At 64.6% G+C, this 23,669-nt stretch carries 21 protein-coding genes and 2 pseudogenes; 8 read left to right on the top strand and 15 right to left on the bottom strand.

From position 1 onward, the window contains the following. The first annotated feature begins 9 nt into the window (after positions 1–9). From WJU18_RS03950 to WJU18_RS03920, 7 genes and pseudogenes are all read left to right on the top strand, one after another. Positions 10–795 (top strand): DsbA family protein, encoded by a 786-nt coding sequence (locus WJU18_RS03950; RefSeq protein WP_180550128.1) that lies wholly within the window; start codon positions 10–12, stop codon positions 793–795. A 181-nt stretch (positions 796–976) separates the two neighbouring features. Next, positions 977–1,470: pseudogene (locus tag WJU18_RS03945) on the top strand (JAB domain-containing protein). Between the two features lie 162 nt (positions 1,471–1,632). Further along, complete coding sequence (locus WJU18_RS03940; RefSeq protein ID WP_180550129.1) at positions 1,633–2,079, top strand: TIGR03757 family integrating conjugative element protein; 447 nt, start codon at positions 1,633–1,635, stop codon at positions 2,077–2,079. Further along, the gene (locus WJU18_RS03935) at positions 2,076–3,023 is read left to right on the top strand and encodes a TIGR03756 family integrating conjugative element protein (RefSeq protein ID WP_180550130.1); all 948 of its coding nucleotides are present in this window, start codon (positions 2,076–2,078) and stop codon (positions 3,021–3,023) included. Before WJU18_RS03940 ends, WJU18_RS03935 begins: the two co-directional genes overlap by 4 nt. A 10-nt stretch (positions 3,024–3,033) precedes the next feature. Continuing rightward, positions 3,034–4,416: pseudogene (locus WJU18_RS03930) on the top strand (integrating conjugative element protein); the annotation flags it as partial. A 7-nt stretch (positions 4,417–4,423) separates the two neighbouring features. Next, on the top strand, positions 4,424–4,771 hold the full coding sequence (locus tag WJU18_RS03925; RefSeq protein WP_180550131.1) for a hypothetical protein: 348 nt from the start codon (positions 4,424–4,426) through the stop codon (positions 4,769–4,771). A gap of 15 nt (positions 4,772–4,786) precedes the next feature. Beyond that, positions 4,787–6,310, top strand: a complete 1,524-nt coding sequence (locus tag WJU18_RS03920; protein WP_423458860.1) for a conjugal transfer protein TraG N-terminal domain-containing protein — start codon at positions 4,787–4,789, stop codon at positions 6,308–6,310. A gap of 6 nt (positions 6,311–6,316) precedes the next feature. Here WJU18_RS03920 and WJU18_RS03915 read toward each other — a convergent pair whose 3' ends face one another. The 3 genes from WJU18_RS03915 to WJU18_RS03905 all read right to left on the bottom strand — a co-directional run bounded on the left by WJU18_RS03915 (position 6,317) and on the right by WJU18_RS03905 (position 8,032). After that, positions 6,317–6,676, bottom strand: a complete 360-nt coding sequence (locus tag WJU18_RS03915) for a DUF3742 family protein (RefSeq protein WP_180550133.1) — start codon at positions 6,674–6,676, stop codon at positions 6,317–6,319. A gap of 84 nt (positions 6,677–6,760) precedes the next feature. Beyond that, positions 6,761–7,393, bottom strand: a complete 633-nt coding sequence (locus WJU18_RS03910) for an RES family NAD+ phosphorylase (protein ID WP_180550134.1) — start codon at positions 7,391–7,393, stop codon at positions 6,761–6,763. A gap of 12 nt (positions 7,394–7,405) precedes the next feature. Beyond that, entirely contained in the window at positions 7,406–8,032 is a 627-nt protein-coding gene (locus tag WJU18_RS03905; protein ID WP_180550135.1) for an integrase, read from the bottom strand. Positions 8,033–8,347: 315 nt separating this feature from the next. On the opposite strand from WJU18_RS03905, the gene mobH reads away from it, so the two are divergent. Beyond that, a complete protein-coding gene (gene mobH, locus WJU18_RS03900) occupies positions 8,348–10,204 on the top strand; it encodes a MobH family relaxase (RefSeq protein WP_377561294.1) in 1,857 nt (618 codons plus the stop codon). A gap of 15 nt (positions 10,205–10,219) precedes the next feature. Here the strand turns inward: mobH and WJU18_RS03895 are convergent, their stop codons facing one another. The 12 genes from WJU18_RS03895 to WJU18_RS03840 all read right to left on the bottom strand — a co-directional run bounded on the left by WJU18_RS03895 (position 10,220) and on the right by WJU18_RS03840 (position 23,668). Beyond that, entirely contained in the window at positions 10,220–11,197 is a 978-nt protein-coding gene (locus WJU18_RS03895) for a Bug family tripartite tricarboxylate transporter substrate binding protein (protein ID WP_377561296.1), read from the bottom strand. Positions 11,198–11,303: 106 nt separating this feature from the next. Then, positions 11,304–11,726, bottom strand: coding sequence for a hypothetical protein (locus WJU18_RS03890; RefSeq protein WP_423458859.1), 423 nt, complete (start codon positions 11,724–11,726; stop codon positions 11,304–11,306). A gap of 633 nt (positions 11,727–12,359) precedes the next feature. Beyond that, positions 12,360–13,106 carry a hypothetical protein gene (locus WJU18_RS03885; protein ID WP_423458858.1) on the bottom strand — a complete coding sequence of 249 codons (747 nt, stop codon included), beginning with the start codon at positions 13,104–13,106 and terminating at the stop codon, positions 12,360–12,362. 562 nt (positions 13,107–13,668) lie between these two features. Continuing rightward, on the bottom strand, positions 13,669–14,781 hold the full coding sequence (locus WJU18_RS03880) for a CaiB/BaiF CoA transferase family protein (RefSeq protein WP_423458857.1): 1,113 nt from the start codon (positions 14,779–14,781) through the stop codon (positions 13,669–13,671). Between the two features lie 45 nt (positions 14,782–14,826). Beyond that, a complete protein-coding gene (locus tag WJU18_RS03875) occupies positions 14,827–15,663 on the bottom strand; it encodes an ABC transporter ATP-binding protein (RefSeq protein ID WP_423458856.1) in 837 nt (278 codons plus the stop codon). Further along, positions 15,663–16,895: an ABC transporter substrate-binding protein gene (locus WJU18_RS03870; protein WP_423458855.1), complete on the bottom strand. Its 1,233-nt coding sequence runs from the start codon at positions 16,893–16,895 to the stop codon at positions 15,663–15,665. Before WJU18_RS03870 ends, WJU18_RS03875 begins: the two co-directional genes overlap by 1 nt. A gap of 47 nt (positions 16,896–16,942) precedes the next feature. Further along, positions 16,943–17,995, bottom strand: coding sequence for a branched-chain amino acid ABC transporter permease (locus WJU18_RS03865; RefSeq protein WP_423458854.1), 1,053 nt, complete (start codon positions 17,993–17,995; stop codon positions 16,943–16,945). A 4-nt stretch (positions 17,996–17,999) separates the two neighbouring features. Continuing rightward, positions 18,000–18,887 (bottom strand): branched-chain amino acid ABC transporter permease, encoded by an 888-nt coding sequence (locus WJU18_RS03860; protein WP_144734941.1) that lies wholly within the window; start codon positions 18,885–18,887, stop codon positions 18,000–18,002. Next, positions 18,884–20,872 carry an AMP-dependent synthetase/ligase gene (locus tag WJU18_RS03855; protein ID WP_423458853.1) on the bottom strand — a complete coding sequence of 663 codons (1,989 nt, stop codon included), beginning with the start codon at positions 20,870–20,872 and terminating at the stop codon, positions 18,884–18,886. Before WJU18_RS03855 ends, WJU18_RS03860 begins: the two co-directional genes overlap by 4 nt. Then, a complete protein-coding gene (locus WJU18_RS03850) occupies positions 20,869–21,666 on the bottom strand; it encodes an ABC transporter ATP-binding protein (RefSeq protein ID WP_423458852.1) in 798 nt (265 codons plus the stop codon). Before WJU18_RS03850 ends, WJU18_RS03855 begins: the two co-directional genes overlap by 4 nt. Positions 21,667–21,679: 13 nt before the next feature. Then, the gene (locus WJU18_RS03845; protein ID WP_423458851.1) at positions 21,680–22,840 is read right to left on the bottom strand and encodes an acyl-CoA dehydrogenase family protein; all 1,161 of its coding nucleotides are present in this window, start codon (positions 22,838–22,840) and stop codon (positions 21,680–21,682) included. Positions 22,841–22,900: 60 nt separating this feature from the next. Further along, positions 22,901–23,668 (bottom strand): SDR family NAD(P)-dependent oxidoreductase, encoded by a 768-nt coding sequence (locus tag WJU18_RS03840; RefSeq protein ID WP_423458850.1) that lies wholly within the window; start codon positions 23,666–23,668, stop codon positions 22,901–22,903. Position 23,669 lies beyond the last annotated feature (1 nt).

The raw sequence follows: 23,669 nt of genomic DNA, 5'->3' as shown, positions 1-23,669 counted from the left end.
GAGAACGCCATGGAACCGAAACGTCCTTCCATCCCGATGCAGGTCCAGGCGTTCCGCGGCCGCACTCGGCGGCCTCGCTGGCCCTGGGTCTTGGCTGCTGCGCTGGTCGCGCTGCTGCTGATCTGGCTGGTGTTCCGGTCGCCCGGCGAATCCCCGCCGCAGCCGCCCGCGTCGGCCAGCATGACGCAGCCTTCCGGGCCGCCCTGGCAGATGGGCAACCCGGAGGGCCGCTTCACGCTGACGCTCTATGCCGACCTGGAGTGCCCGTTCTGCCGGGAGTACTTCCCGCAGCTCAAGCGCTGGGTCGGCAACAACACCGACGTCGCACTGCAATGGCACCACCAGCCGCTGGCTGCGCACGAGCCGGCCGCGTCGGCCGAGGCACGTCTGGCCGAGTGCGCCGCTGAAGCTGGCGGGCATGCTGCGTTCTGGCAAGCCGTCGAATGGGTCTATGCCCATACGCGCAGCGACGGCCAAGGATTGCCCGACGGGCTTCAGTACCCCGAATCCACGCCAGCCATCGAGCAGTGCATGGCAAGCGAACGTCCCGGCGCCGCCATTCGCGTCCAGTCCTCAGAAGCCACCAAGAGCGGCGTGACCGCCACACCGTCGCTGCGGCTGCTCGATCGCCAGACGGGCCAGGCCATCCTGCTGCAGGGGCCTATCGAGGGCGATGCCTTGCTGTCGGCCATGGACATGCTGGCGGCTGGGGACATGGCCAGCGACGCGGCGGCTTCACCCGCCACCGCCACATCCGAAATGCCTGCCGACGTTGTCGGCGACATGCCCAGGTAGCCCTCGGTCTTGGAGGCTACGGCACGGCTTGCCGCGCTGACCGCTACCCGTTCGCTTTCGCATCCTGGCCGCGAACAATCACCGCCGCGCGGTGATGGATGCACCTTGTTCCGCTGTTTCCATCCCCAGGAGGGCTTGCCCTCCCAGGGGGCGCCCTCCGCTCACTTTCTGGAGGTCCGCCATGTCTCTCGTCGCCAACGACTCCTGCGTGGAGCCACGTTTTTCCCCCGCGTCCCAATCCGATGACTGGATCATCCGGCAAGCCATCGCGTTGCTGGAGCAGCGGGTCTTCAAGAAGGGGCCATCCCTGGAGAGGCCTGCGGCCGTCAAGGACTACCTGCGCCTGAAACTGGCCGCCGAGCCCAACGAAATCTTCGCCATCGTTTTTCTCAACAGCATGCACGAGGTGCTGGCCTACGAGCCGATGTTCAAGGGCACGGTCCATTCGACCACGGTGCATGCGCGCCCAATCGTGCAGCGCGCCCTGGAACTTAACGCCGCTGCGGTCATTTTTCGCACCAGCACCCTTCGGGCTGCACGGAGCCGTCAAGCGCGGACCGCGCGATGACCCAGACGCTGAAGACCGCGCTGGCGCTGATCGATGTGAGGGTGCTGGATCACCTCATCGTCGGCCAGGGCACGCCGTACTCGTTCGCGGAATCCGGCCTGCTGTAGCGATGGCATCGGCTTGCTAATCCACGCGGAGGCTTCGGCCTCCGCTTTTTCATGGGCGCGAGACAAGCAGGTATGCGGGCAGTGCGCGATGCGCATTGTTTGTTGGGGCCGCGTCGGCTTCGCGATTGACTACTGCTCTGATCAACTTCAAGGGCACGCGACATGCCAGCATCTATTTCCAGGTTCGCGCCGGGCTGGCGAACCCTCGGCCTGGCCGTGGCGCTGCCGGCAGCCCTGGCCGTTTTCAGCCCGGCCACCTTCGCCGCCGACGTGGTGGTCGTCACCGACAGCCGCCACCCGGTCAAGACCATGGGCGGCGAGCGGCTGATCGAGCTGGACGAAGCTCACAGGATTGAAGCGGAGCTTTCAGCGGAACTGCCCACCGATCCCGAACAAGCGACGGCCATCGTCAAGCGCCGGCTCTCAAGCGGCGGCGCCGACCTCCAGCGCCGCATCGCCTCCGCATATCAGGGCGTCACCGACGCATGGAGCCTGGGCGTCACCAGCCTCCCAGCAGTCGTGGTGGACCAGCGTTACGTGGCCTATGGCGAGCCGGACGTGGCTCGCGCCATTGCGCGCATCGAGCAGCACCGGAGGACCCAGCCGTGACCCGAGCATTCGACCTGATGCGCCGCCTGCACGCTAGCGTGGCGTCCGTGCTGCTGCTCAGTGCCACCGGCAGCTACGCCCTCAACACCGCCACCATCGTCGGCTCGGTGGCTTCGCCCGATTGCCTCGAATACCGCGTCGTCGGCATCTGCTACTGGCTCTACTGCACCTGGACGGGCTGCACGGTGCGCACGTCCACCAAGGTTCGCCACTACGTTCCCGATGCAGTCGTCTCCAGCTACAGCAACACCGGCGAGAACCCCTGGGTCGAAGTCCGGGCAATGAGCACGCCCAACCCGTCCGCCCAGGCAGGCGGCGATGGAACCACGAACGAGGATCACGAAAACAACCTCGCGAAGTTCAAGAACGCCGACGTGATCGGCCACCCTGGCGTCGAGGTTTTCAACCAATTCATCTCGTCCTCGGGCTATTTCTGCGAGGGCGCGGGCACGGCATTCATGCCGTACTTGCTCAGCACCTTGGACACGCTGGCCTGGCGCTACAACGTGCCCGAGATGGCCTATCCGGAAGCGCTGATTCCGGGCCGGCGCGAGGTCGGTGCGCGCGCCACGATGAACCTCTGGGGCAACGTGTATCCCCGCGGCGGTTTCTTGCACCAGAGCGACGACCTTAAGGCTGGCGCAGTAGTCGCACAACGCGCTGGCGATGTCGTCACGCGCCGCGGGCAGATCCACGTCTATCAGCCGCTGCTCGCCAGCTCCCGCGACGGCTACTGGCCTGCCGGCGCGCTGATGGAGGGCGACGCCTCGACCGGCAAGTGGCAGGAACTCACGCCCGTCCTGTCCTCGTCCTGCACGGTTTTCCCTCGCAGCGGCTTCCTGACCCAGGCCCAACAGGGCGACTACGCCTGGGCGCTGTGGCGGCCCTATGCGTGCTGCGAACGCAGGGGCCAGGTGTTCCTCGGCAGCGTCGATTTCTATTGAGGGTACGGCGATGAAGCGTCCTGAACTGACGAACCTCTCCACCAAGACGGGTCGCCTTCTGCGTCCGGCGATCCTGGCCGGCGCGCTCGCGCTGGGCTGCGGCCTGGCGTGGGCACAGACGGGATTCCAGACCAGCGGCCCGGTGATCGGCGATGAGGTCATGTACTCCATCGGTGGCGGCAGCGCGGTGTCCATGGGCCGTGCGGCCGGCATGCGCTCGATCGGGGTCGGCGTGGGCTGGAACAGCAACCTCATTTGCGGTGACATGAGCATCCAGACCACGCTGCGCAACCAGCTCAACGGCATCACGAACGGCTTTCAGCAGATCATGAGCAACGTGATCCAGAGCGCCACGAGTGCCGTGGCGTCCCTGCCTGCGCTGATCATCCAGCGCGCTGATCCTGGCCTGTACAACCTGCTCACCAACGGCGTGCTGCAGGCGCGGCTGGATTTCGACCGTTCCAAGCTGACGTGCCGCGCGATGGCGGAAAAGATGGCCGAGACGGCGGGGGGCCAGCTTGGCTGGAGCCAGATGGCGGAAGGCATGGCGCTGCGTGACGCGATGGGGAGCAACGACGCCGTGTCGGCCGTCGAGCAGGCCGAGACGCGCCGGGGCAACGACGGCGTGCCCTGGGTAGGCGGCAACAATGCCGGCGGCGCAGGCCAGACCGCCATCCGCGTGGTCGGCGACGTCACCCGGGCGGGCTACAACCTGGTCAATGGCCGCGGCGTGACCGACACGTCCTCCATTGCGCCCGTCAGTTGCGCCAGCCTGTCCTGCCAGACCTGGACCTCGCCACAGCAAGCAACCGAATGGGCCACGCGGGTCCTCGGGGAACAGGTGCAGCGCACGTGCGATTCCTGCACCAAGACCGAGACCGTACCCGGCGTTGGGCTGACGCCGCTGATCCAAGAGGAATACGAGGCGAAGCTGGAAGCCTTGCAGGAACTGGTCTCGGGGGCGCGCAACACGACGTTCGAGAACCTGCGCGCTGCCGGCAGCACCTCGCTGCCGATCACGCGCGGCGTCATCGAGGCACTGCGTGACGAGCCGGACCAGGACCTGCTGGCGCGGCGCCTTGCCTCCGAAGTTGCGCTGTCGTCCGTGTTGGAGAAGGCATTGCTGCTTCAGCGGACTTTGTTGACCGGCAAGAAGGAGCCCAACGTGGCGGCGAACCAGTTGGCGGTCGAGACCGTGAACCACGAGAGCGACACGCTCGACCAGGACATCCGCAACCTCAAGACCGAATTGGAACTGCGCCGCGAACTGGCGAACAACTCGCCCATGGCCATCATCCAGCGCCACAGCACGCGGGCGGCTGGCTCGCGCGGCATCTACGAAGGCGATCCGGTGCCCGACCGCCTCGATCGGTTGCAGAAGGGCAATCCCGGGGCAGGCCATGAACACGACCTGGCTGCACCCGCGCTGGCTGTTCAGCCGGCGCGCGGCAAAGGCGCTGCTGTGGGCGGTGGCGCTCGTCGCCGCTGCCGTGGGCGCAAACATCGTGGGCATCTACCTGCTGGGCAGCGTTGCCGGCTGGGAGCAGTGGCTGGCGGCAGCTTCAGGCTACTTCCTGGTGTGGCGGCTGTGCCTGTATGGGGCAACGGCCTATGGATGGGTGTGGATGCGCCGCCGGCTGCTGGCGCGCGAAGACGACGAGCAGGCGCGGCGGCGCCTGATGCGCAGCGAGATCGCTGGCGTCGTTGCCATCGTGGCGCTGGAAGCCAGCCTGTTGATGCGGGGCTGAGGGGAGATTCAGGCCATGACTCTTTTCACGACCGACTACCTGGAGTACTACCTGACCCTCGTGTCCTGGATCATCAACAACGGCATCTGGGCGGTGCTGGTGTCCAGCGGGGTGTCCGCGCTGCCCTTCGTGGCGATCATCGTGCAGGAGTGGCTGAAGGCCCGTGCGGAAGGCGCCGACGAAGGCAACAAGGGCGTGCTCTCGGCTGCGCGCATCGAGAACCGGGTGTTCGTCGCCATCGTCGTCGTGATGTTCGCCGGCATCCCGTTCATCGACGTGGACCTCAACACCATCCAGTACGACAGCTCGCGCTCCGCCCAGTGCCAGGTCAGCGTGCCTCAACCCACGGATACAGGCTGGTCGCAGTCTTTCAGCACGCTCAACAACCAGAGCGCCAAGGTGCCGGTCTGGTGGGGTTTCATGCACGCGCTATCACGTGCCGTCACGGGCGCCTCGGTGGCGGCCATCCCGTGCGGAACAGACCTTCGGCAGATGAGGATGGAGATCGATGCCACGCGCATCGACGATCCGGTACTGGCTCAGGAGGTGGCGGATTTCACGCACAACTGCTACGGGCCGGCGCGCGCCAAACTTTTCATGCAGCGCCCGGATCTCGATGAGGCGCAGATGCACGATGTCACCTGGATCGGCTCGCGCTTCTTCACGGACACCGCTGGCTACTACGACAGCTATCGGTCCGCCACACCGCGCGACAACTGGCCCTACGACAGTACCCGCGACGCCGGGCTGGCGCAGGTCGCCAGTGGCGGCGGCTATCCGACCTGCAGGCAATGGTGGGCCGATGGCAGCAACGGCCTGCGGGCGCGGTTGCTGGGCCAGGTGGACCCGAGCCTGCTCACGCGGCTGGCGGGCTGGGCGGGTTTTTTGAGCCGTGCCCAAGTGGACGATTCGGTGATCCGCGCGATCGCGTCACCGCGGCAGCAGAAGCTGAACCAGGGCAGCGTCTATACGGACTACGGCGGCCAGATCGACAAGACCTTGCCGAACATCATCACGCGCGCTGCCGGCGACGTGGGGATGGCCGTCGGGGGTATCGCGGCGTTCCCGGCAATGGACGTGGTGCGCCAAGCGCTGCCGATGGTGCTTGCGCTCCTCAAGATGGCGCTCGTGATCTGCATCCCATTGGTGCTAGTCGTAGGCACCTATGACCTGAAGACGGTCGTCACCGTGAGCGTCGTGCAGTTCGCGCTGTTCTTCGTGGATTTCTGGTTCCAGTTGGCCCGCTGGATCGACAGCACCATCCTCGATGCGCTCTATGGATGGGGCTGGGGCTGGAACCGGCCGCACAGCAATTTCGATCCACTGGTGGGGCTGAACAATGCCTTTGGCGACATGCTGCTGAACTTCGTCATGGGGACGATGTTCATCGTGCTACCCACGTTCTGGATCATGGCGCTGGCTTGGGCAGGTATCCGCGCCGGCAACGTCCTGCAAGGCCTCGCCGGCGCGACGGGAGATGCCAAGGCTGCTGGCGGGAGGGGTGGCGGCATCGCGATCAATGCCGTGTCGAAGAAGTAGGCGCAGCTAGGCGTCCTCGACGTGCGGATCAATGCGAAAACCGTCGTAGGTGTACAGGCCGAATCCTGCAGGTCCATTGCGCCATTCTGGCTCGGGCAAGTCTTCGTCCAGCCCAGCATTGCGCGCCACCCAGGCGGCCACCATCGCAAACACCAGCAGCAGCGCCAGCCAAGCCGTGCTGTACAGCAGCACACCGAGCACGACCAACTTGATCGCCCACAGCAGCGCAGCGGCACCGGCCAGCGGCACTCCCTTGGAGGCCAGCCAGTTCGACGCCCGCCGTTCGCCGCGCGCATAGGCACGCCATCCACGGCCAAAGGCGCGGCCGAGGCGTTCTGCGGTGCTGGTGCGGGTCGTCGTGTTCATGGTCGTCTCCTGCTGTTGAGGAATGCCTATTCCAGTTTGCTCCAATTCATTCGGTTTGAGGCTTCAATGCGCTTTCTTGCTGCTTCAGGACGCTTCGTCCTCCGGCTCCACCGGGCCGGGATCGGGTTCCACGCCGATGCGGTAGGTGGCAACGAACTGCGGCCAGTCCACATGGTCAACCAGCTCGATGTCCTCGACAACGCTGACCTTGGCTCCCGCACGCTCGAACAGGGCAATGCTCTTGGCGGGATAGTTGTTGCGCGACGGGTAGAGCACCCCGTCGAACAGGGGCTGGCCGTCGTTTCCGCGCATCGCATGCACCTGGGCGGACACCTGCTGCGTGTGCGTGTAGTCGCGGCTGGCCAACTGCTCCAGGTTCAGACCGAAGTAGCCCGCCATGACGCCCGGCGCCGTGAGGTCGGCCAGGAGCACATCGTCCAGCACGCCTACTGCGCGCACCATCCGGACCTGGACTTCCTTCAGGGCGATGGAGCGCTTCGTGTCTTCAAGCCACTGGTGCTTGTGAAACACCGACTCCATCAGCGCCGTGGGCAGGTCGCGCCCCAGGTAGAGCACGCCATAGGCCCCCGCCGGGTCATCGTAGCGATTCGTGCTGCTGCGGCCAAAGTACAGCGGACTGCCCCGATAGACGACGCGGCTCACATGCTGGAGCAGTTCACCGGCATCGATCAGGAACGAAGGCAGCTCGTGGCTCATGGCGATCTCGCTTCAATGCACCTGGACGCCCAGCACGTTGAACACGGCCTCGGCCACGTCATCGATCGTGCCATGCGTCACCGCATCCACCGGCGAGCGACCGCCCAAGCCTTCGAGTGGTTCGGACAGCGCGCGGTAGATCGTCCAGTGGTCGATGCCCTCGACCTCCTGAAGCACGGCTTGGGTCAACTGCTGCTTCACCGGGTCGAGCTGCCAGTCGGGCAGCTTCTGGCCGCGCGGCCCCACGTTCAGCGCCAGCAGACGACGGGCCAGGATGTCCTTGTAGATTTGCTGCCGCGACTTGTCCGCCAGCTTGGCGAACTCGGCAGGCGGCAGGTTGTCCGGCTGGTTGAAGGCTTCCAGCAGCACGGCGCGGCCTCTCTGGACGTCGGTTTCAGTCGGTGCCCAGCGCGTGTCGGCGCGCAGCGCGGCCGCCTTGCGCTGCAAGGCCTGCGCCACCGTTTCACCTTCCAGGTTGGCGGGCAGCTTCACCGCCTCCACGCGCTCGTGGATGAACGCCTGCAACTCGGCCGCGAACGCCGGGGCATCCCGGATTTCGACGGTATCCGCGAATCGGCGCACATCCTCCACCGTGACGCGCGGCAGACGATCGGCAATGAATTCGATGGCAGTGGGCATGGTCATTTCCCAGGTAGGTTTGAGACAGGATTCACTCTAGTCGCCTTTGTCTCTCTTGTCAACTTTGTCGCCTTATTGGAAGCCTACCTGGCGGGGCAGCGTCTTGGGAGCATGGGCCCGGGCCAGCGCCAGGTCGCCGTCCAATCCATTCGTGCGGGTTCCACATTGACGCTGGAGCCGTAGCCCAGGCCCCGCTATACCGAAACGGTTAAAGGCCAAAGGGTCGAAACGGCAAGGGAATGGGGTGCAAGGGGAAAGGCCCTACCTCGAAAAGGCCAAAAGGCCTCCCGCCCGGCCCGCCATCAGGACACCGACATGCTCTCCCTGTTCCAGCGAAAACGACCCCCGGTCGCTGCCGCGCCGTCGCCAGTACCCGACACCGACCTCCCGAAAGGGTGGGTGCGACCGGAGTCGGCCGCATCGCTGCTGGCCACCCCGCGCCGGCAGAAGCTGCTGGAACACATCTGGCAGCGCACGTCGCTCTCGCGCCGGCAGTTCGCCACCCTCTACCGCGCCCCGCTGGAGCGCTACGCCGAGCTGGTCCAGGCTTTCCCGGCCTCCGAAGCGCACCACCACGCCTACCCGGGCGGCATGCTCGACCATGGCCTCGAAATCGTCGCCTACAGCCTGAAACTGCGGCAGTCCCATCTGCTGCCCATCGGCGCCAGCCCCGAAGACCAGGCGGCGCAGGCCGAAGCCTGGACTGCGGCCGTCGCCTATGCCGCGCTGCTCCATGACATCGGCAAGGTGGCGGTCGATCTGCACGTCGAACTGGCCGACGGCAGCACCTGGCACCCGTGGCACGGGCCGCTGCGTCAGCCGTACCGCTTCCGCTACAACCCCGACCGCGAGTACCGGCTCCATAGCGCCGCGACAGGCTTGCTCTACCGGCAACTGCTCGACCGCGATCTGCTGGACTGGCTCAGCGGCTATCCGTCCCTGTGGGCGCCGCTGCTCTACGTCCTGGCCGGGCAGTACGAGCACGCCGGGGTGCTGGGCGAGCTGGTCGTGCAGGCCGACCGCGCCTCCGTCGCCCAGGAGCTGGGCGGCGACCCCGCGCGCGCCATGGCCGCGCCCAAGCACTCGCTCCAACGCAAGCTGGTCAACGGGCTGCGCTACCTGCTCAAGGAAGAGCTGAAACTGAACCAGCCCGAAGCCTCCGATGGCTGGCTCACCGAGGACGCGCTGTGGCTGGTGAGCAAGACGGTATCGGACAAGCTGCGCGCGCACCTGCTGTCCCAGGGGGTCGATGGCATCCCCGCGAACAACACCGCGGTGTTCAACGTGCTCCAGGACCACGGCATGTTGCAGCCGACGTCCGATGGCAAGGCGATCTGGCGCGCGACCGTGACCAGTTCGACCGGCTGGTCCCACTCGTTCACCCTGTTGCGGCTGGCACCTGCGCTGATTTGGGAGCCTGGCGAGCGGCCGACGCCGTTCGCCGGGACGGTGGCGATCGACACGACACCAGCAGACAAAGATGCCGATGCTTCAGTGCCAGCACCAGCGATCGCGGCGGTGCCGCCCGCCGAAGATCAGCAGCCCGCTCCCTGGGAGGAAGCCAGCGGCGCCGCTGCCGTGGCTCATCCGCCTGCCGCCCAAGCCGTGCCCGACGTCATGGAAGACATGCTGGCGATGGTGGGAATGGGTGATTTGCCCGCCGCCCGGCAGGATGCAGAAGCCGTCTCGGTCGAAGCGCCTGCCGTAGGCCCCGAAACGCCTGCGCCGCCCCTGGCGAACCCCCTGCTTCCGTCACCAGCGCCCGCGTCCACTGCCGCGCAGCCATCCGGTGAGCACTTCATGGCATGGCTGCAACAAGGTGTCGCTTCGCGGCGGCTCATCATCAACGACGCCAAGGCGCTCGTACACACCGTGGGCGACACCGCCTACCTCGTCAGCCCCGGCGTCTTCCAGCGATATGCGCAGGAGCACCCGCAAGTGGGCACGCTGGCGAAACAGGAAAGCCAGCAGGATTGGCAGTGGGTGCAAAAGCGCTTCGAACGGCTGCAATACCACCGCAAGCATCCCAACGGCCTGAACATCTGGAGCTGCGAGGTCACTGGTCCCAGGAAGTCTCGCGGCCTCCACGGTTACCTGCTGGGCAATGCCCGGTTGCTGTTTGCCGAGACGCCGCCAAACAATCCCTATTTGCTACTGGCGCAAGAGAAGTAACAAGGCTTCAAGCACCTATTCAGGTTTGACGTTGGCCGCCTTAACCATTTCGCCGACGAAGGCCGTGTCCTGCTTGATCACCGCGGCGAATTCCCGCGGAGACCCCGCCATCACAGTCATACCCTTGGAATTCACCTGCTGCTCGGCAAAGGCCGAACTGCGTAAGATCGACGCGATTTCAGCGTTCAGCTTGTTGACAATCTCCGGTGGCGTCCCCTTTGGCGCGAACAAGCCGTACCAGATGAACGACTTCAGGTACGGGAAGCCTTGCTCCGCCGTCGTCTTTACGTTCGGGAACTGAGGCAGTCGTTTGTCCCCGGCCACCGCCAGCGGACGCACGCGACCACTTTTGATCATCTCACCGGCAACGCCTGGACTCGCGACACTCAAGTCGACCTCCCGAGAGGCCACACCCATCATGACCGGAGCGATACCCTTGTAGGGCACATGCAACAGGTCAACACCTTCACGCTTGTTGAGGTAGCCAAACACCAACTGTGGCTGCGTGCCGTTCCCGTATGAGCCGAAGGAGAAATGCTGCCGCCCCTTCTTCGCCGCAGCCACCATCTCCTGGAGATCCGTGAAGGGTACGTTCGGATGCGCGAAGACGAGGTTGTCGCCCTTGACCATCTGGATCACTGGTTCAAATCCGCCATCCGGGTCATAGGGAAGCGCCTTGAACAGGTGCCGGTTCGACGTGAATGTCGGATCTGTCGTTGCCAGCAACGTATATCCGTCCGCCGGCGAGCGGGCAGCGAGCTCTGCGCCGATGAAGGTCGAGGCGCCCGGCTTGTTCTCGACGACAAAGGGTTGCCCCCATTTCTGGGAGAGCTCGTTACCGAGCGCCCGTACCAGCACGTCAATGCCGCCTCCGGCAGGGAAAGGCACGATGACGCGCACGGGCTTGCTCGGGTAGGGAACCGCCTGCGCACCAGCCACACCCATGGCGACCAGTGCCACCACGCCGAGCATGATCTTGAGAGGGGAGGACATCTTGTTCACATTTGTCTCCTTGCTGCTTCTCAGTACGGACGCGGCGCGACCTCGTCCGCCTCGACAACCGACAACGTCATCTCACCCACCTGCTCGATCGCGATCGTCACCTTGTCGCCAGCAACGATCGGACCCACACCAGTTCTTCGATGGCGTCGCAGTGGGTAGACAGGTGCAGCAAGCGCCGCTTGTGCAGTGCACGTATCGCTTGGCGGATGTACAGCGTGTGAGGCGATTGATGCCACGGTGGGGCCGCACGCACGGTGCCCAGGTACAGGCCGTGGGCGGTTGAGACGCTGGCGTAGCGGGCGTCGTCTTCATCCTCAATGTGGAGCCAGAGGTTCTTGCCGATGAGGTCGGTGCGCAGGCACAGCCATTCGGCCGAATACCGGGCGTTGGCAAAGTTGAAATGGGGGCGCCGTCCGGTCGCAACACCGCCGAGCAGGGTGCACAACTTGCGAACGCCCACCATTCTGCGGACTGCACCGGGGTCGGCCAGGCGCAGGGGTGTCGCTCCTTTTGCGGTCAACCATTCCAGCTGGTCGAGTGGACTGCGGTGCCCAGGCCGCTGTGGGGTGTCGCGTTGTAGTTGGCGATGATGGTGTCGAGCAACTCAGCGGCGTATTCGAGTTGGAACTGAGTTGCTTTGGCTGCCGCATCCGGGTCGGCGCGCCGGACATCTTTGGGTGAGCCACCCGTGGTTGGCGACAGCCGGTGGAATCCACCGTCGGCCAGTCGCCGAAAAATGACTCGATAGACGGGCGGTCGTCCAGGCTGCGCCGGCTGGCGAACGCTGTGGTGTCTTGTGGTTTCAGAACCCGGGCGCCGACCACATCGTGCATGGGCTGTTCGACGCGGGTGCAGATGTTGGCCAAGGCGCCATCGACACTGAATTCATCCCAGCATGCCCCCACAAAACGATGAGACCGATAGGAGGCAAAGCCCGCCTTGTCGACGTAAGCGTTGTCGCTGAACTGCAGGTCGCGCGGGGTCCATTGCGAGAGCGCGTGTTTGACGGCGCGCAGGACGTCCTCGGCCGCGCACTCCCGGCGCAGGCTCAGGTGGTAGCCCAGCACCACGCGGGACGCCACCTCCATGATGACGACCACCCAAAGCCGATGAATCTTGCGCGGCTCGGTACCGCCGTGAGGAGATGGGACCATCACCACCATGCGCGTATCCAGCTTGTGGGCGTCACACTCGACTCTCCCGAACACCTGAAGCCTTGGGCGTTCGACACCGTCACCTGCGCGGGCCTTGCGAACGGCGTCCTTCCCTCCCAGGATCTCGCGCTGGCGTTGGGGATCTGCGCAAGCACCTTGGAAATGAAGGTGTTGATCGTGACGTAGCCCAGTCGATCCACGTTGAACGGCCACTCCCCACGCTCTTCATAGCCGAGCTTGCGCAGCTCCTCAATGAACCACCGAACAAGCACCTGCCTGGGTTGCTTGACTGTTGCCAGGGCGGGCCCTTTGATGAGGATGTGACGGCGAAAGCGGGTCTCAAGGTCTTGGCCGCCTGGTGAAGAGAAGATCCACTGGAGGGCGCCGGCAGCGCCGCCGCCCCATGGACTGATCACTGGAGGTGTCTCGCGGGTGTAGGCTTTGATCCGCAGAAACGGCAATGCACCTCGCCAGCCCAGCAGCGTTCCGTCCTCCTGCTGCTGGAGGCACCGCTCGACGATGATGCGGTAGACGTTGCGCCGCTTCAGGCCGGTTTCCTGGAGCAGTTGGGCCTCGTTGGCCCCGTTCAGGTACAGGACGATGGCACGCTTGCGGTTTCGAAACTGCCGCTGCCTTGCTGGAGACAACGCCGCCTCATCGACCGCGACCCATTGGATGATGTCGACCTGTGGCGCAGTGAAGTCACTGGCGGCCGTGCGCGCTCCGACCCGTTGCCGTTTTGTCATTGCTGACTCCAGCACTGAAGGCAAGCACGGGCGAGATTTACTTGAAATCGCCATCAGGGGCCAGTTTCTCTTGCAGAGAGGCCCGTGGATCAGGCGCGAACGGATGGGATTCAGCGGCTATTTGACCCCAGATGTAGGGTCAAAATGTCTTGCGCGAACGCGCGCCGTTCACACAAGAGAAGTTGTGTTCTATGTGGCCTGTGGGCTTGGTTACTGCCGTTGAACCAAGCACAGCAGGTTCGAACTCGGGTCGATCATGACAGTACGCCGTTTTACGGTCCGAAACAAGTCCGACCAGACAAACTGTGTTGGCACCGTCAGCCCGCGATGGCAGGCGATGAGCGCATTGCGGGGTAGCAGCGTCTGTATTGTGTCCAGTTAGCTCAGCCAAGCTCTGGATGGACGCGGCCCGCTGAAAAAGCGGCTGCCTACTTCGTCGGGGCGCGATGTGAAGTTCGGCCTTATGACGAACAGCTGCCGGCACCAACCTTTGTGGCTGCACTTATGCAGCAGCGTCAGCGAAGAGAAGCACCTCAGGCCTGGATCGAGATCGTCAATTGCATCAGGTCGCGCCTGTGACCTCTGTGTCGTCGTGCTCCCCGATAAACGGCGCGGGTGCCGGCCGATCCGGAGCCGTTCGGCTAAATCGCGGGGCCGGCGAAGGCTGCAGGACGCCGTCTCGCTCAAAGAACGTCTTGCGAGCCGCGTTGTGCGGATGGCGGGCTGCCTCTTCCAGCGTCAGCACCGGTGCAAAGCAGACGTCGGTACCCTCTAGCAAGGCACACCAGTGCGCGCTCGGTTGGCTGCGGAAGATGTCGGTGACCTGGCGTTTGAGTGCCGGCCAAGCTGCTGGATCGCGTTGCTTTTCGAATTCGGGGGCGCTGATGCCGAGCTTGTCCAAGAATAACGTATAGAACTGTGGCTCCAGCGCGGCAATTGAAATCCACTTTCCGTCTGCACACTCGTAGGTGTCGTAGAAGTGTGCGCCACCGTCCAGAAGGTTGGCTTGCCGTTCGTTTTTCCAAAGTCCTATGGCTTTGAGGTCGCAGACGATGGAGGTGAGCAGGGCTGCTCCGTCGGTGATCGCGGCATCGACCACCTGGCCTTGGCCAGACGTGCGCGCTTCGAGCAAGGCGCAAACGATGCCGAACGCGAGCATCATGCCGCCACCGCCGAGGTCGCCAACCATGGCCGGCGGTGCCACCGGTCCGCCTTCGGCGCGCCCGATCATGCTGAGCGCTCCCGACAAGGCGATGTAGTTGATGTCATGTCCCGCAGTCTGTGCGAGTGGCCCGTCCTGGCCCCAGCCCGTCATGCGCCCATACACCAGACGCGGGTTGCGCGCGAGCAGCACTTTGGGCCCAAAGCCCAGGCGCTCCATCACGCCGGGGCGATAGCCTTCGATGATGGCGTCTGCGCCATCGATCAGCTGCAACACTTTTTCTTTGTCCTGCGGGTCTTTGAGGTCGACCGCAACTGAGCGCCGGCCGCGGTGCAGGACGCCGCGGCGGCCGCTTGCCAGAAAGGTGCCCTGGCCGCGGTCCTTGCCTTTGTCGGCCTTGCGGTCGAGGCGAATTATGTCTGCGCCCATGTCCGACAGCATCATGGCGCAAAAAGGGCCTGGGCCGATGCCGCCGAATTCGATGACTTTCAAGCCTTTGAGAGGGCCACTCATGAAGATTCTCCTTGGGTTCGATGGCGCTGCGGCAGCATTTCAGTCTCAGCCGAGCCAGCGTTTGCGGCGCTTGTAGTGTTTGATGTCGCGGAAGCTCTTGCGTGCGCCTTCGCGGTCCAGGCCGAGGTAAAACTCGCGCACATCCTCATTGTCTCGGAGCTCCTGCGCCTGGCCTTCGAGCACGATGCGCCCGCTTTCCATGACGTAGCCATAGTCGGCGATTTCGAGCGCCACGCGCGTGTTCTGCTCGACGATCAGCAGTGCGAGCCCTTGCGTGCGCAGTGTGTGCAGCACGGCAAAGACCTCTTCGGTCATGCGTGGCGCAAGGCCCAGCGAGGGCTCGTCGATCAGCATGAGCCTGGGCTGGGCCATGATGGCGCGGCCGATCACGAGCATTTGCTGCTCGCCACCCGAAAGATAGCCCGAGGTGCGCTTGCGCAGGTCGGCCAGGCGCGGGATGGCTTCATAGACACGTTCCAGCGCCTGGCGCATCGCGCCTGCAGACGGGAACATGTGCCCGCCGATGATGAGGTTCTGCTCCACCGTCATGTGCTGCAGCACGCGCCGGCCTTCCATCACGTGCACGAGCCCGCTGCGCACCACGGTCGCCGGATCCAGCCCGTGAATGGGCCGGTCTTCGAAGGTGACGGAACCACCCGAAACGCGTCCGTCTTCCGAGTCGATCACTCCCGAGATGGCTTTGAGCGAGGTGCTCTTGCCCGCACCGTTGGCGCCCAGCAGCGCGACGCAGCCGCCCGCAGGAATCTGCAGCGACACGCCCTTGAGCGCGAGGATGACCTCTGAATAAAGTACCTCGACGTTGGAGAGCGTGAGCAGTGCGACCGGGGCAGCGGCCCCGGCCCCTGTTTGAACCTGCGACATTACCACTTGGGCACCGTCGGGATTGACACGTCGCCAGCGGCACGGACGGCCTTGCCGTCTTTTTCCATGGTCACAATGTTGAGCTTGGAGCTGCCTGTGGGGAAGGGGTTTTCGGGGCTGAAATCCATGCCCGGCAGGATGCCCATGAGATCGGCGCTGGTGAACTGGGATTTCATGAGGGTGTCATGCACTGCCTGGCCGGTCACTTGGTCGAAACCTTTGCTCTTGATCGTGTGCTCGATGGCGCGCGCGGCGGCGATGCTTTGTGCCATGCCCATGATGGTCATAGCGTTCCAGCCCGACTTGAGACCGTATTTTTCTTGCAGCATGCGGTAGAAGTTGCGCGCTGGCGTGTCACTCTCGCTCGCGTCGGCGATGGCGCCAACTTCGTAGTCGCCGACAAAGCCGCTTGGGCTGCCCAGTGCTTTGGCCGAGGCAGCGAGACCATTGTGCAGAGAAAGCACGATGGGGATGTTCTTGCCCAGCGCCTGTAGCGCACGTTTGGTGGCCACGGCTTGCGCTGTGTTGGTCTGGATCACGATTAGGTCGGTTCCGGCGTTGGCCAGACGACGCACGGGCAGCGTGACGTCGGTGGGCTGCACCTCGGTCCAGATGGCCTCGACGAAGGTGGCTTTGTCAGGGTGCGCTTTTGTAAAGCTTTGCAGACCCTTGGCCATGTCGGCGTAGGCAGGCGTGGCTTCCGACGTGATGATGCCGACCCTGACTGGGCGCTTGCCTTCCAGTTTGGTGCTGCGATACCACTCGATGAAGCCGCCCGACTCGTGCGCGTAGGTGGGGCGCAGGTTCAAAGCCCACTGGTTGGGTTTCCAGCCGAAGCCGTAGGTGGCAGTGGCCAACAGCATGGGAATTTTGTCTTCGGGCAGGCGTTGCTGCAGCGCCGCAGCGTCGGGGCCGCCCAGGCCGAGCACGACCACGGGCTTGAGCTCGGCCTTGATGCCAGGCCACAGGCTCGCTGTCTGCGCGACGTCGTAGCGGGTGTCGAATGTTTTGACGGCGATCTGCACATTAAGCTTGCTGCCAACTTCTTTGTTCCACCACTCGAACACTGCGGCCCGTCCGCCCGCCATTTCGGGCATGACGTTGGCATAAGGACCGGCGAAATCGGCCAAGCCTGCGATGTTGATGGTCTTGGTCTGGGCCAGCGCCGGGGCGTTCAGAGCCAAGCCTGCGGCCAGTGCCGCCGAGACTTTGAGGAATGTGTGGCGTTGCATAAATGTCTCCTGGTAGTTGCAGTGGGGAAAGCGTGGATTTCAACAAGTCAGTGATGGAACGGCCAGAGCCGGTAGTTAAGTTTGAGGATGTTCCAGCGGTGCATCAGACCCTTGGGCTCGAGCAGCAGGAACAGCGTGATGATGAGGCCGAGGAACACGTTCATGCTGGCAAAGATCAGGTCGCTGCTGAGGCTGGGAATGCGCTCGACCAGATCGGGTCCGAGGCTGGTGATGGTCTCCTGCACGCCGCGGATCAGCACCGTACCTAGCACAGCGCCGACGATGGAGCTCAGGCCGCCCACGATCATCATCGCGATGAACCAAATCGAGTGGAACAGCGTGAACTGATCGACCGAGACGTAGCGCACCTGGTAGGCCCACAGAGCGCCGCCTATGCCTGCATAGAACGCGCCGAGCACGAAGGCGCGCGACTTGGCACCAGCCACGTCGATGCCCATCATGCCCGCAGCGACGTCGTCGTCGCGCACGGCCACGAAGGCGCGGCCGTGGCGGCTGCGCAGGATGCCGAAGGCACCGAACACCATGACCATAGTGACGACGAGGAACAGGTAGTAGAGCGAGCGGTCGGTGTCGAACACTATGCTGCCCAGGCGCGCGGGCTCCAGGCTAAAGCCGGTCACGCCGCCGAGCCAGGCCGAGGGCAGGTTCAGCACCAAAAAGTGGAAGATGAACTGCGCCGCAATGGTGGTCAAAGCCAGGTAAAAGCCCTTGATGCGCGCCGCCGTGAGGCCGAACAGCCAGCCTGCGAACCCTGCTACCAGCCCGCCCACGGGAACCGCGATCCAAAAGGGCAGCACCGTCTTGGTGGCAATCACGCTCGCAGCGTAGGCGCCCACGCCCATGAAGGCCGCTTGGCCAAGGTTGATCTGCCCGGCGTAGCCCGTGGTGATCTGCAGTCCAATGACGACGATGGAGGTCACCAGCATGAGGTTGGCCACGGCCACCAGGCGTGCCGATGCCAGCCAGGGGTACAAAAAGAGCAAAGCGACGAACAGCCAGAAAATCACCCATTGCGGGCGCGTGCGTATCAGCGCGCGGTCTTGCGCGTAGCTCGTGGGAAAGATGCCAGAGGGATCCATGTTTTTAGACTCTTTCGATGCGTTTCCAGCCGAACATGCCGGTAGGACGCACCACCAGCACCACCAGCATGAAGATGTAGGGCACCACCGCAGCGGCGTTGCCGCCGATCAGTGGGTCAATGTAGGCTGCAGTGAGCCCCTGCACGATACCGACGATGAGACCGGCGAGCAGCAGGCCGGCGATCGACTCGAGGCCCGCGAGCAAGGCCACGGGCAGCGCGGCAAAGCCGATTTCCGAGGACAGGAAGGTGAGCGACTTGCCGCTCAGATAGACCATGGCGGTGACGACCGAGAGTACGCCACCGAGCGCCCAGGCAAAGGCGATCGAGCGGCGCACGCTGATGCCCATGGAGAGGGCAATCTGGTGGTCTTCGGCCACCGCGGACATGGCCAGGCCGTTGCGGCTGTGGTTGAAAAACCAGTGCAACCCCAGCGCAGCAAGCACCGCGATGACGCCGCCCGCGGCGAGCGCGCGCGGCACGATCATGTCGAACACGATCAGCGGCGCGAGCGGAAAGATCGCCGGGAACTGGCGCTCTTGCGGGCCCCAGATCACGAGCACCAGGCCGCGCATGAGGATCAAGAGCCCGATCGTGACCATGATCATGGAGAACACCGACTCGCCGATCAGGCGTCTGAACAGCAAGCGCTCGATGAGCAACCCGACCACGACCGCGATCAGCAGCGCAACGCCTATGCCCAGCGCCGGATGCAGGCCGCGCGACTGGATCGCCCACCAGAGCAAAAACGCGCCGAGCACGATCATTTCGCCCACGGCCATGTTGAAGACCTTGCTCGCGCGGTAGATCACGACGAAGCCCATGGCGACGAGCGCGTACAGCATTCCGAGCAGGGCGCCATTGAGAGCGTAGTTGAAGAATTCGGTCATCATGCTTGGGCACTCCGGGTGTTGCGCTCCTGTGCGGTTGGGGGGGCGATATCGGTGGCGACGACGGTGGCGCGCAGCACGCCCTGGCGGCCGTCCTGGTAGGTCACGGCGATCTCGCAGGGAATGTCAGCAGCACCCGCATACAGGCCCTCGATGAGCGCGCGGTAGCGCACCTCGAGGAACTCACGGCGCAGCTTGCGCGTGCGCGTGAGTTCGCCTTCGTCGGGGTCGAGCTCCTTGGGGAAGTTGGCAAAGCGCACCACGCGCGAGCCCTCGGGCAGGAACTGGTTGATGCGGCGGATCTCCTCGCGCACCAGTTCGCGCACCTCGGGGCGTTGCGACAGGTCGGTGAAGGTCGAGAACGCGATGCGCCGCTCCTCGGCCCAGCGGCTCGTGACGGCCATGTCGATGTTGATCAGCGCGCCGACCCAGGGGCGGGTAGCGTCGCCGAGCACCATCACGTCCTTGATGTAGGGCGAAAAGCGCAACCGCGTCTCGATGAACTGCGGCGGGTACAGGTGGCCGCTCGCGAGTTTGACGAGGTGTTCGACGCGGTCGAGGTAGACGAGCTCGCCGCGCTCGGTCTGGCGCACCGCGTCGCCGCTGAGGTACCAGCCGTCGCGCAGGATGGCGGCCGTCTTGTCGGGCTTGTGCCAGTAGCCCAGAAACCCCGTGCCGCCGCGCAGCTGCAGCTCGCCGTTGTCGGCGATGCGCGCCTGCAGCGGTTCGCCGAAGGTGGGATCGACGTCGAGCAGCGGGCCCACGGTCTCGAGGTCGTAGCTTTGGCCACGGTGGCCGGCGATCAGGCCGAATTCCGAGCAGCCATAGATGTTGCGCAGGCCCACGCCCATGGCGTGAAACAGGCGGAACACATCGGGCGCCATGGCCGTGCCGCCCGAGACGGCTATCTTGCTGTGGATGAAGCCGAACTGGTCGCGCAGAGGGTGCAGCACCAGCGCTTCGGCCAGCGGCAGCAGCAGGCGCGAGGTAAGCGGCGCCGCGCGCCCTTCGAGCCGCGCCACGTGCACGTCTTGGCCCACGCGCAAGCCCCAGCGATAGATGCGGCGTGCGAGCCAGCCTGCGTCCAGCATGCGTGCTTCGATGGTCGCGGCGATGTTTTCCCACTGGCGCGGGCCGAAGAGCACGATGTGCGGTGCGAGCTCGCGCAGGTTGGGCAAGACCTGGTCGGGCGCCTCGGGGAAGTTCACCACCAGGGGCGTGATCAGGCCCAGCGTCACGCCCAGCAACTGCTCGGTCACCCAGGCCAGCGGCGTGTACGAGAGGTATTCCATGCCCTCTTGCAGCGGCAGCGCGCTCTTCATGCGCAGGGCGTTGTCTCTCAGCCAGCGGTGGCTGATCATCACGCCCTTGGGCTTGCTCGTGGTGCCCGAGGTGTAGGTCAGCAGCGCCAGGTCGTCGGCCTGGCCGTCGGCGATTTCGCGCGCAAAGCGCTGGGGCTGGCGCTCATGCTGGCGCGCACCTTCGGCGCTCAAGGCGTCCAGCGAGTGCAGCAGAGGGTGCCGGTACGACCACATGCCCGCGTCGTCCCAATACGCGATGCCGCGGATGTCGGGCAGACGGTCGAGCACCGCGAGCGCCTTGTCCACCTGCTCCTGGTCTTGCGCGAAGATGAAGCGCGCCTCGGAGTCTTCGCTGAGGTAGTGGAGCTCGTCGGGCGTGGCGTCGGGATACACAGAGACGGTCTTGGCGCCGAGCGACTGCGCGGCGAACAGTGCCCAGAAGTGTTCGGGTTCGTTTTCACCGATGATGACGACGGTCTCGCCACGCAGCAGGCCCTGCGCCGCCGCGCCCAGCGAGATGTTGCGCACGCGCTCGAACACGTCGCCCCAGGTGTAGGTGCGCCAGATGCCCTTGCGTTTGACACGCTGAGCCAGGCGCTGCGGGTGGTTTTGTGCGTGTGCTAACAGGGTTTGCGGCAGCGTGGGAATGGCGTGCACGGCCGCGGGGGTGGAGGGGCGAACACTCATGCCGCGGCTCCCAGATAGGCTTTGACCACGGCCAGGTCGGCCTGCACCTGCGCGGGCGTGCCGTCGGCGATCTTGCGGCCGAAGTCGAGCACAGCCACGCGGTCGGCCAAGTCCATGACCACGCCCATGTCGTGCTCCACGAGCACCACGGGGATGTGCTTGGCTTCGCGCACGTCGATGATGAAGCGCGCAAGGTCTTCTTTTTCTTCAGTGTTCATGCCGGCCATGGGTTCGTCCATCAGCAAGACCTGGGGCTCCATCGCGAGTGCGCGGCCCAGGTCGACGCGCTTGCGCAGCCCGTAGCCCAGCGTGCCCACGGGCTGGTGGCGGATGCTTTCGATTTCAAGGAAGTCGATGATGTCCTCGACCACCTCGCGGTGCTGCGACTCTTCGCGCTGCGTCCACGGAAAGTAGAGGAAGGACTGCAGCAGGCCCGAGCGCATGAGGCTGTAGCGGCCCACGAGGATGTTGTCGATCACGCTCATGTTCGAAAACAGGTGCGTGCCCTGGAAGGTGCGCACGATGCCGTCACGCGCAATCTGGTGCACCGCACGGCCCTTGATGCTTTTGCCGCGGTAATGCACCGTGCCATCCTGCGGCAGGTAAAAACCGCTGAGCACGTTCATGAGCGAACTCTTGCCGGCGCCGTTGGGGCCGATGATGGCGAGCAGTTCGTCGTCGCGCACATCCACCGACACTTCGGACAGCGCGGTGACACCGCCGAAGCGCAGGGTGACGTTTTGTGCTTGCAGCACGGTGGCCTTGCCGGCTCCCGCAGAGGTGTGTTTGTCCATGGAGCAGGAATGATCAGGAGAAGGCATTGATGCCGGTCAGCGCGCGGCCGATGATGAGTTTTTGAATCTCCGTCGTGCCATCGGGGATGGGCATCATGCGGGCGTTTCTGAACAGCAATTCCACTCCGAACTCCTTGGTGATTCCGTTGCCGCCGTGCACCTGCAGGGCTTTGGAGGCTACGTCCACCGCCATCTCGGTGGCATACCATTTGGCCATGGCGCTTTGTATTTCGCTGCGCACGCCGTGGTCAATCAGGTTAAACGCGCGGTACACGAGCAGGCGCGCGGCGTCGAGCTCGGTGGCGGCCTCGGCCAGCATGCCCTGGATCAACTGGTGGCCGCCGATGGGCTTGCCGTGCTGGCGCCGTTCCTTGGCGTAGGCCACGGCCTTGTCGAGCGCGGCCTGCGCGATGCCGATCGAGGTCAGGCCCACCATGGGGCGGGCTTTTTCGAACAGCACCATGGTGTTTTTGAGGCCTGCGCCCGGCGTGAGCATCATGTTTTCGGCGGGTACGCGCACGTGGTCGAAAAAGAGCTGCGCGGTCGAGGTGCTGTTGAGGCCGAGCTTGTCGATGTTGCGGCTTTCGTAGCCGTGCTCGGCGCGGTCCACGAGGATCATCGAGAGGTTGCCCGAGCCTTCGCTCGAGGTGCGCACGATGACCATGCAAAAGTCGGAGTAGTGGCCGTTCGAGATCCAGGTTTTTTCGCCCATGACGATGTAGTGGTCGCCGTCGCGCTGTGCGCGGCAGGTGACTTCGGCCACGTTCGAGCCCACGCCCGGCTCGCTGATGCCGCTGCACGCGATGATCTCGGCGCGCACCATGCGTGGCAGGTATTTTTGGCGCATGGCGTCGTTCGAGCAGACTTCGAGCGAATACGCGCCGAGTTGCTGGATCAAGAGCGAAATGGCCACGTCGCCCGAGATGCGCGCGAGCTGCTCGTACATCAGCGCGTAGGTCAGCCAGGAGAGCCCCATGCCGCCGTTTTCTTCCGAGATCAGGCCGTTGCCGCCCATGCCGTAGGGCAGCATCATCTGGAAAATCTCGAGCATGCGCTCTTTTTCGATGAGCTTGTCGGGCTGGTAGCGCTGCACGATGGGGCGCAGTTTGTCTTCGAGAAAGCGGGTGAAGCCTTCGACGGCCATGCGTTGTTCTTCGGTGGGCAGAAAGTTCATGATGGGCTGCGGGACAGGGGTGGGATGGAGGAAGGAGAGGGCGATGTGAGCATGGAACGCTCAGCGGGCGCTCATGCGTGCACCGGCGTCTATGTGCAGACAGGTGGCATTGATGTAGGGGTTTTCCACGACGCTGCGCACCAGGTGGGCGAGCTCCGCAGGGCGCCCCATGCGTGGCGGGAACAGCACCATGCGATCGACGATGGCCTGCGCCACTTTTTTCGGCAGCCCCGCGACCATGGGCGTGTCGAACAGCCCTGGAGCCACGGCTACGCAGCGTATGCCGTGCTCTGCCAGGTCGCGCGCCACGGGCAAGGTGAGTCCGATCACGCCGGCCTTGCTGGCGGCATAGGCTGCCTGGCCCATCTGGCCGTCGTGTGCGGCGCCGGAGGAAAGATTCACGATCACGCCACGCTCTTCGCCCTCGGGGGTGTTGCGCGCCATGAGCACGGCGGCCAGCCGCAGTACATTGAAGGTGCCCGTGAGGTTGATCGCGATCACCTTCTGCCAGACCGCGAGCGGAAAGGGTTTGCCATCAGACACGGTTTTGGCGGCGTCAGGAACCCCGGCGCAGTTGACGCAGATATGCACGGCGCCAAACCGCGCCATGGCAGCGTCCAGACCTGCCTGCACCTGCTCTTCGCTCGTGACATCGACTTGCGCGAACAGCGCGCGCTGCCCAAGCTCGGCGGCGGCCTGCGTCCCAAGTTCGGCATTGCGGTCGAACAAGACCACGCTTGCGCCCGCATCGTGCAAGGCCTGCGCGACTGCGCGGCCCAGCCCGGAGGCTCCGCCCGTGACGATGGCGACTTTGTCTCGTGGATTCATG

It is taken from the genome of Ottowia sp. VDI28 (assembly GCF_049532675.1).
Classification (GTDB): domain Bacteria; phylum Pseudomonadota; class Gammaproteobacteria; order Burkholderiales; family Burkholderiaceae_C; genus Ottowia.
Note: the sequence above shows the minus strand (reverse complement) of the source record. Positions and strands in the feature narration are given on the sequence as shown.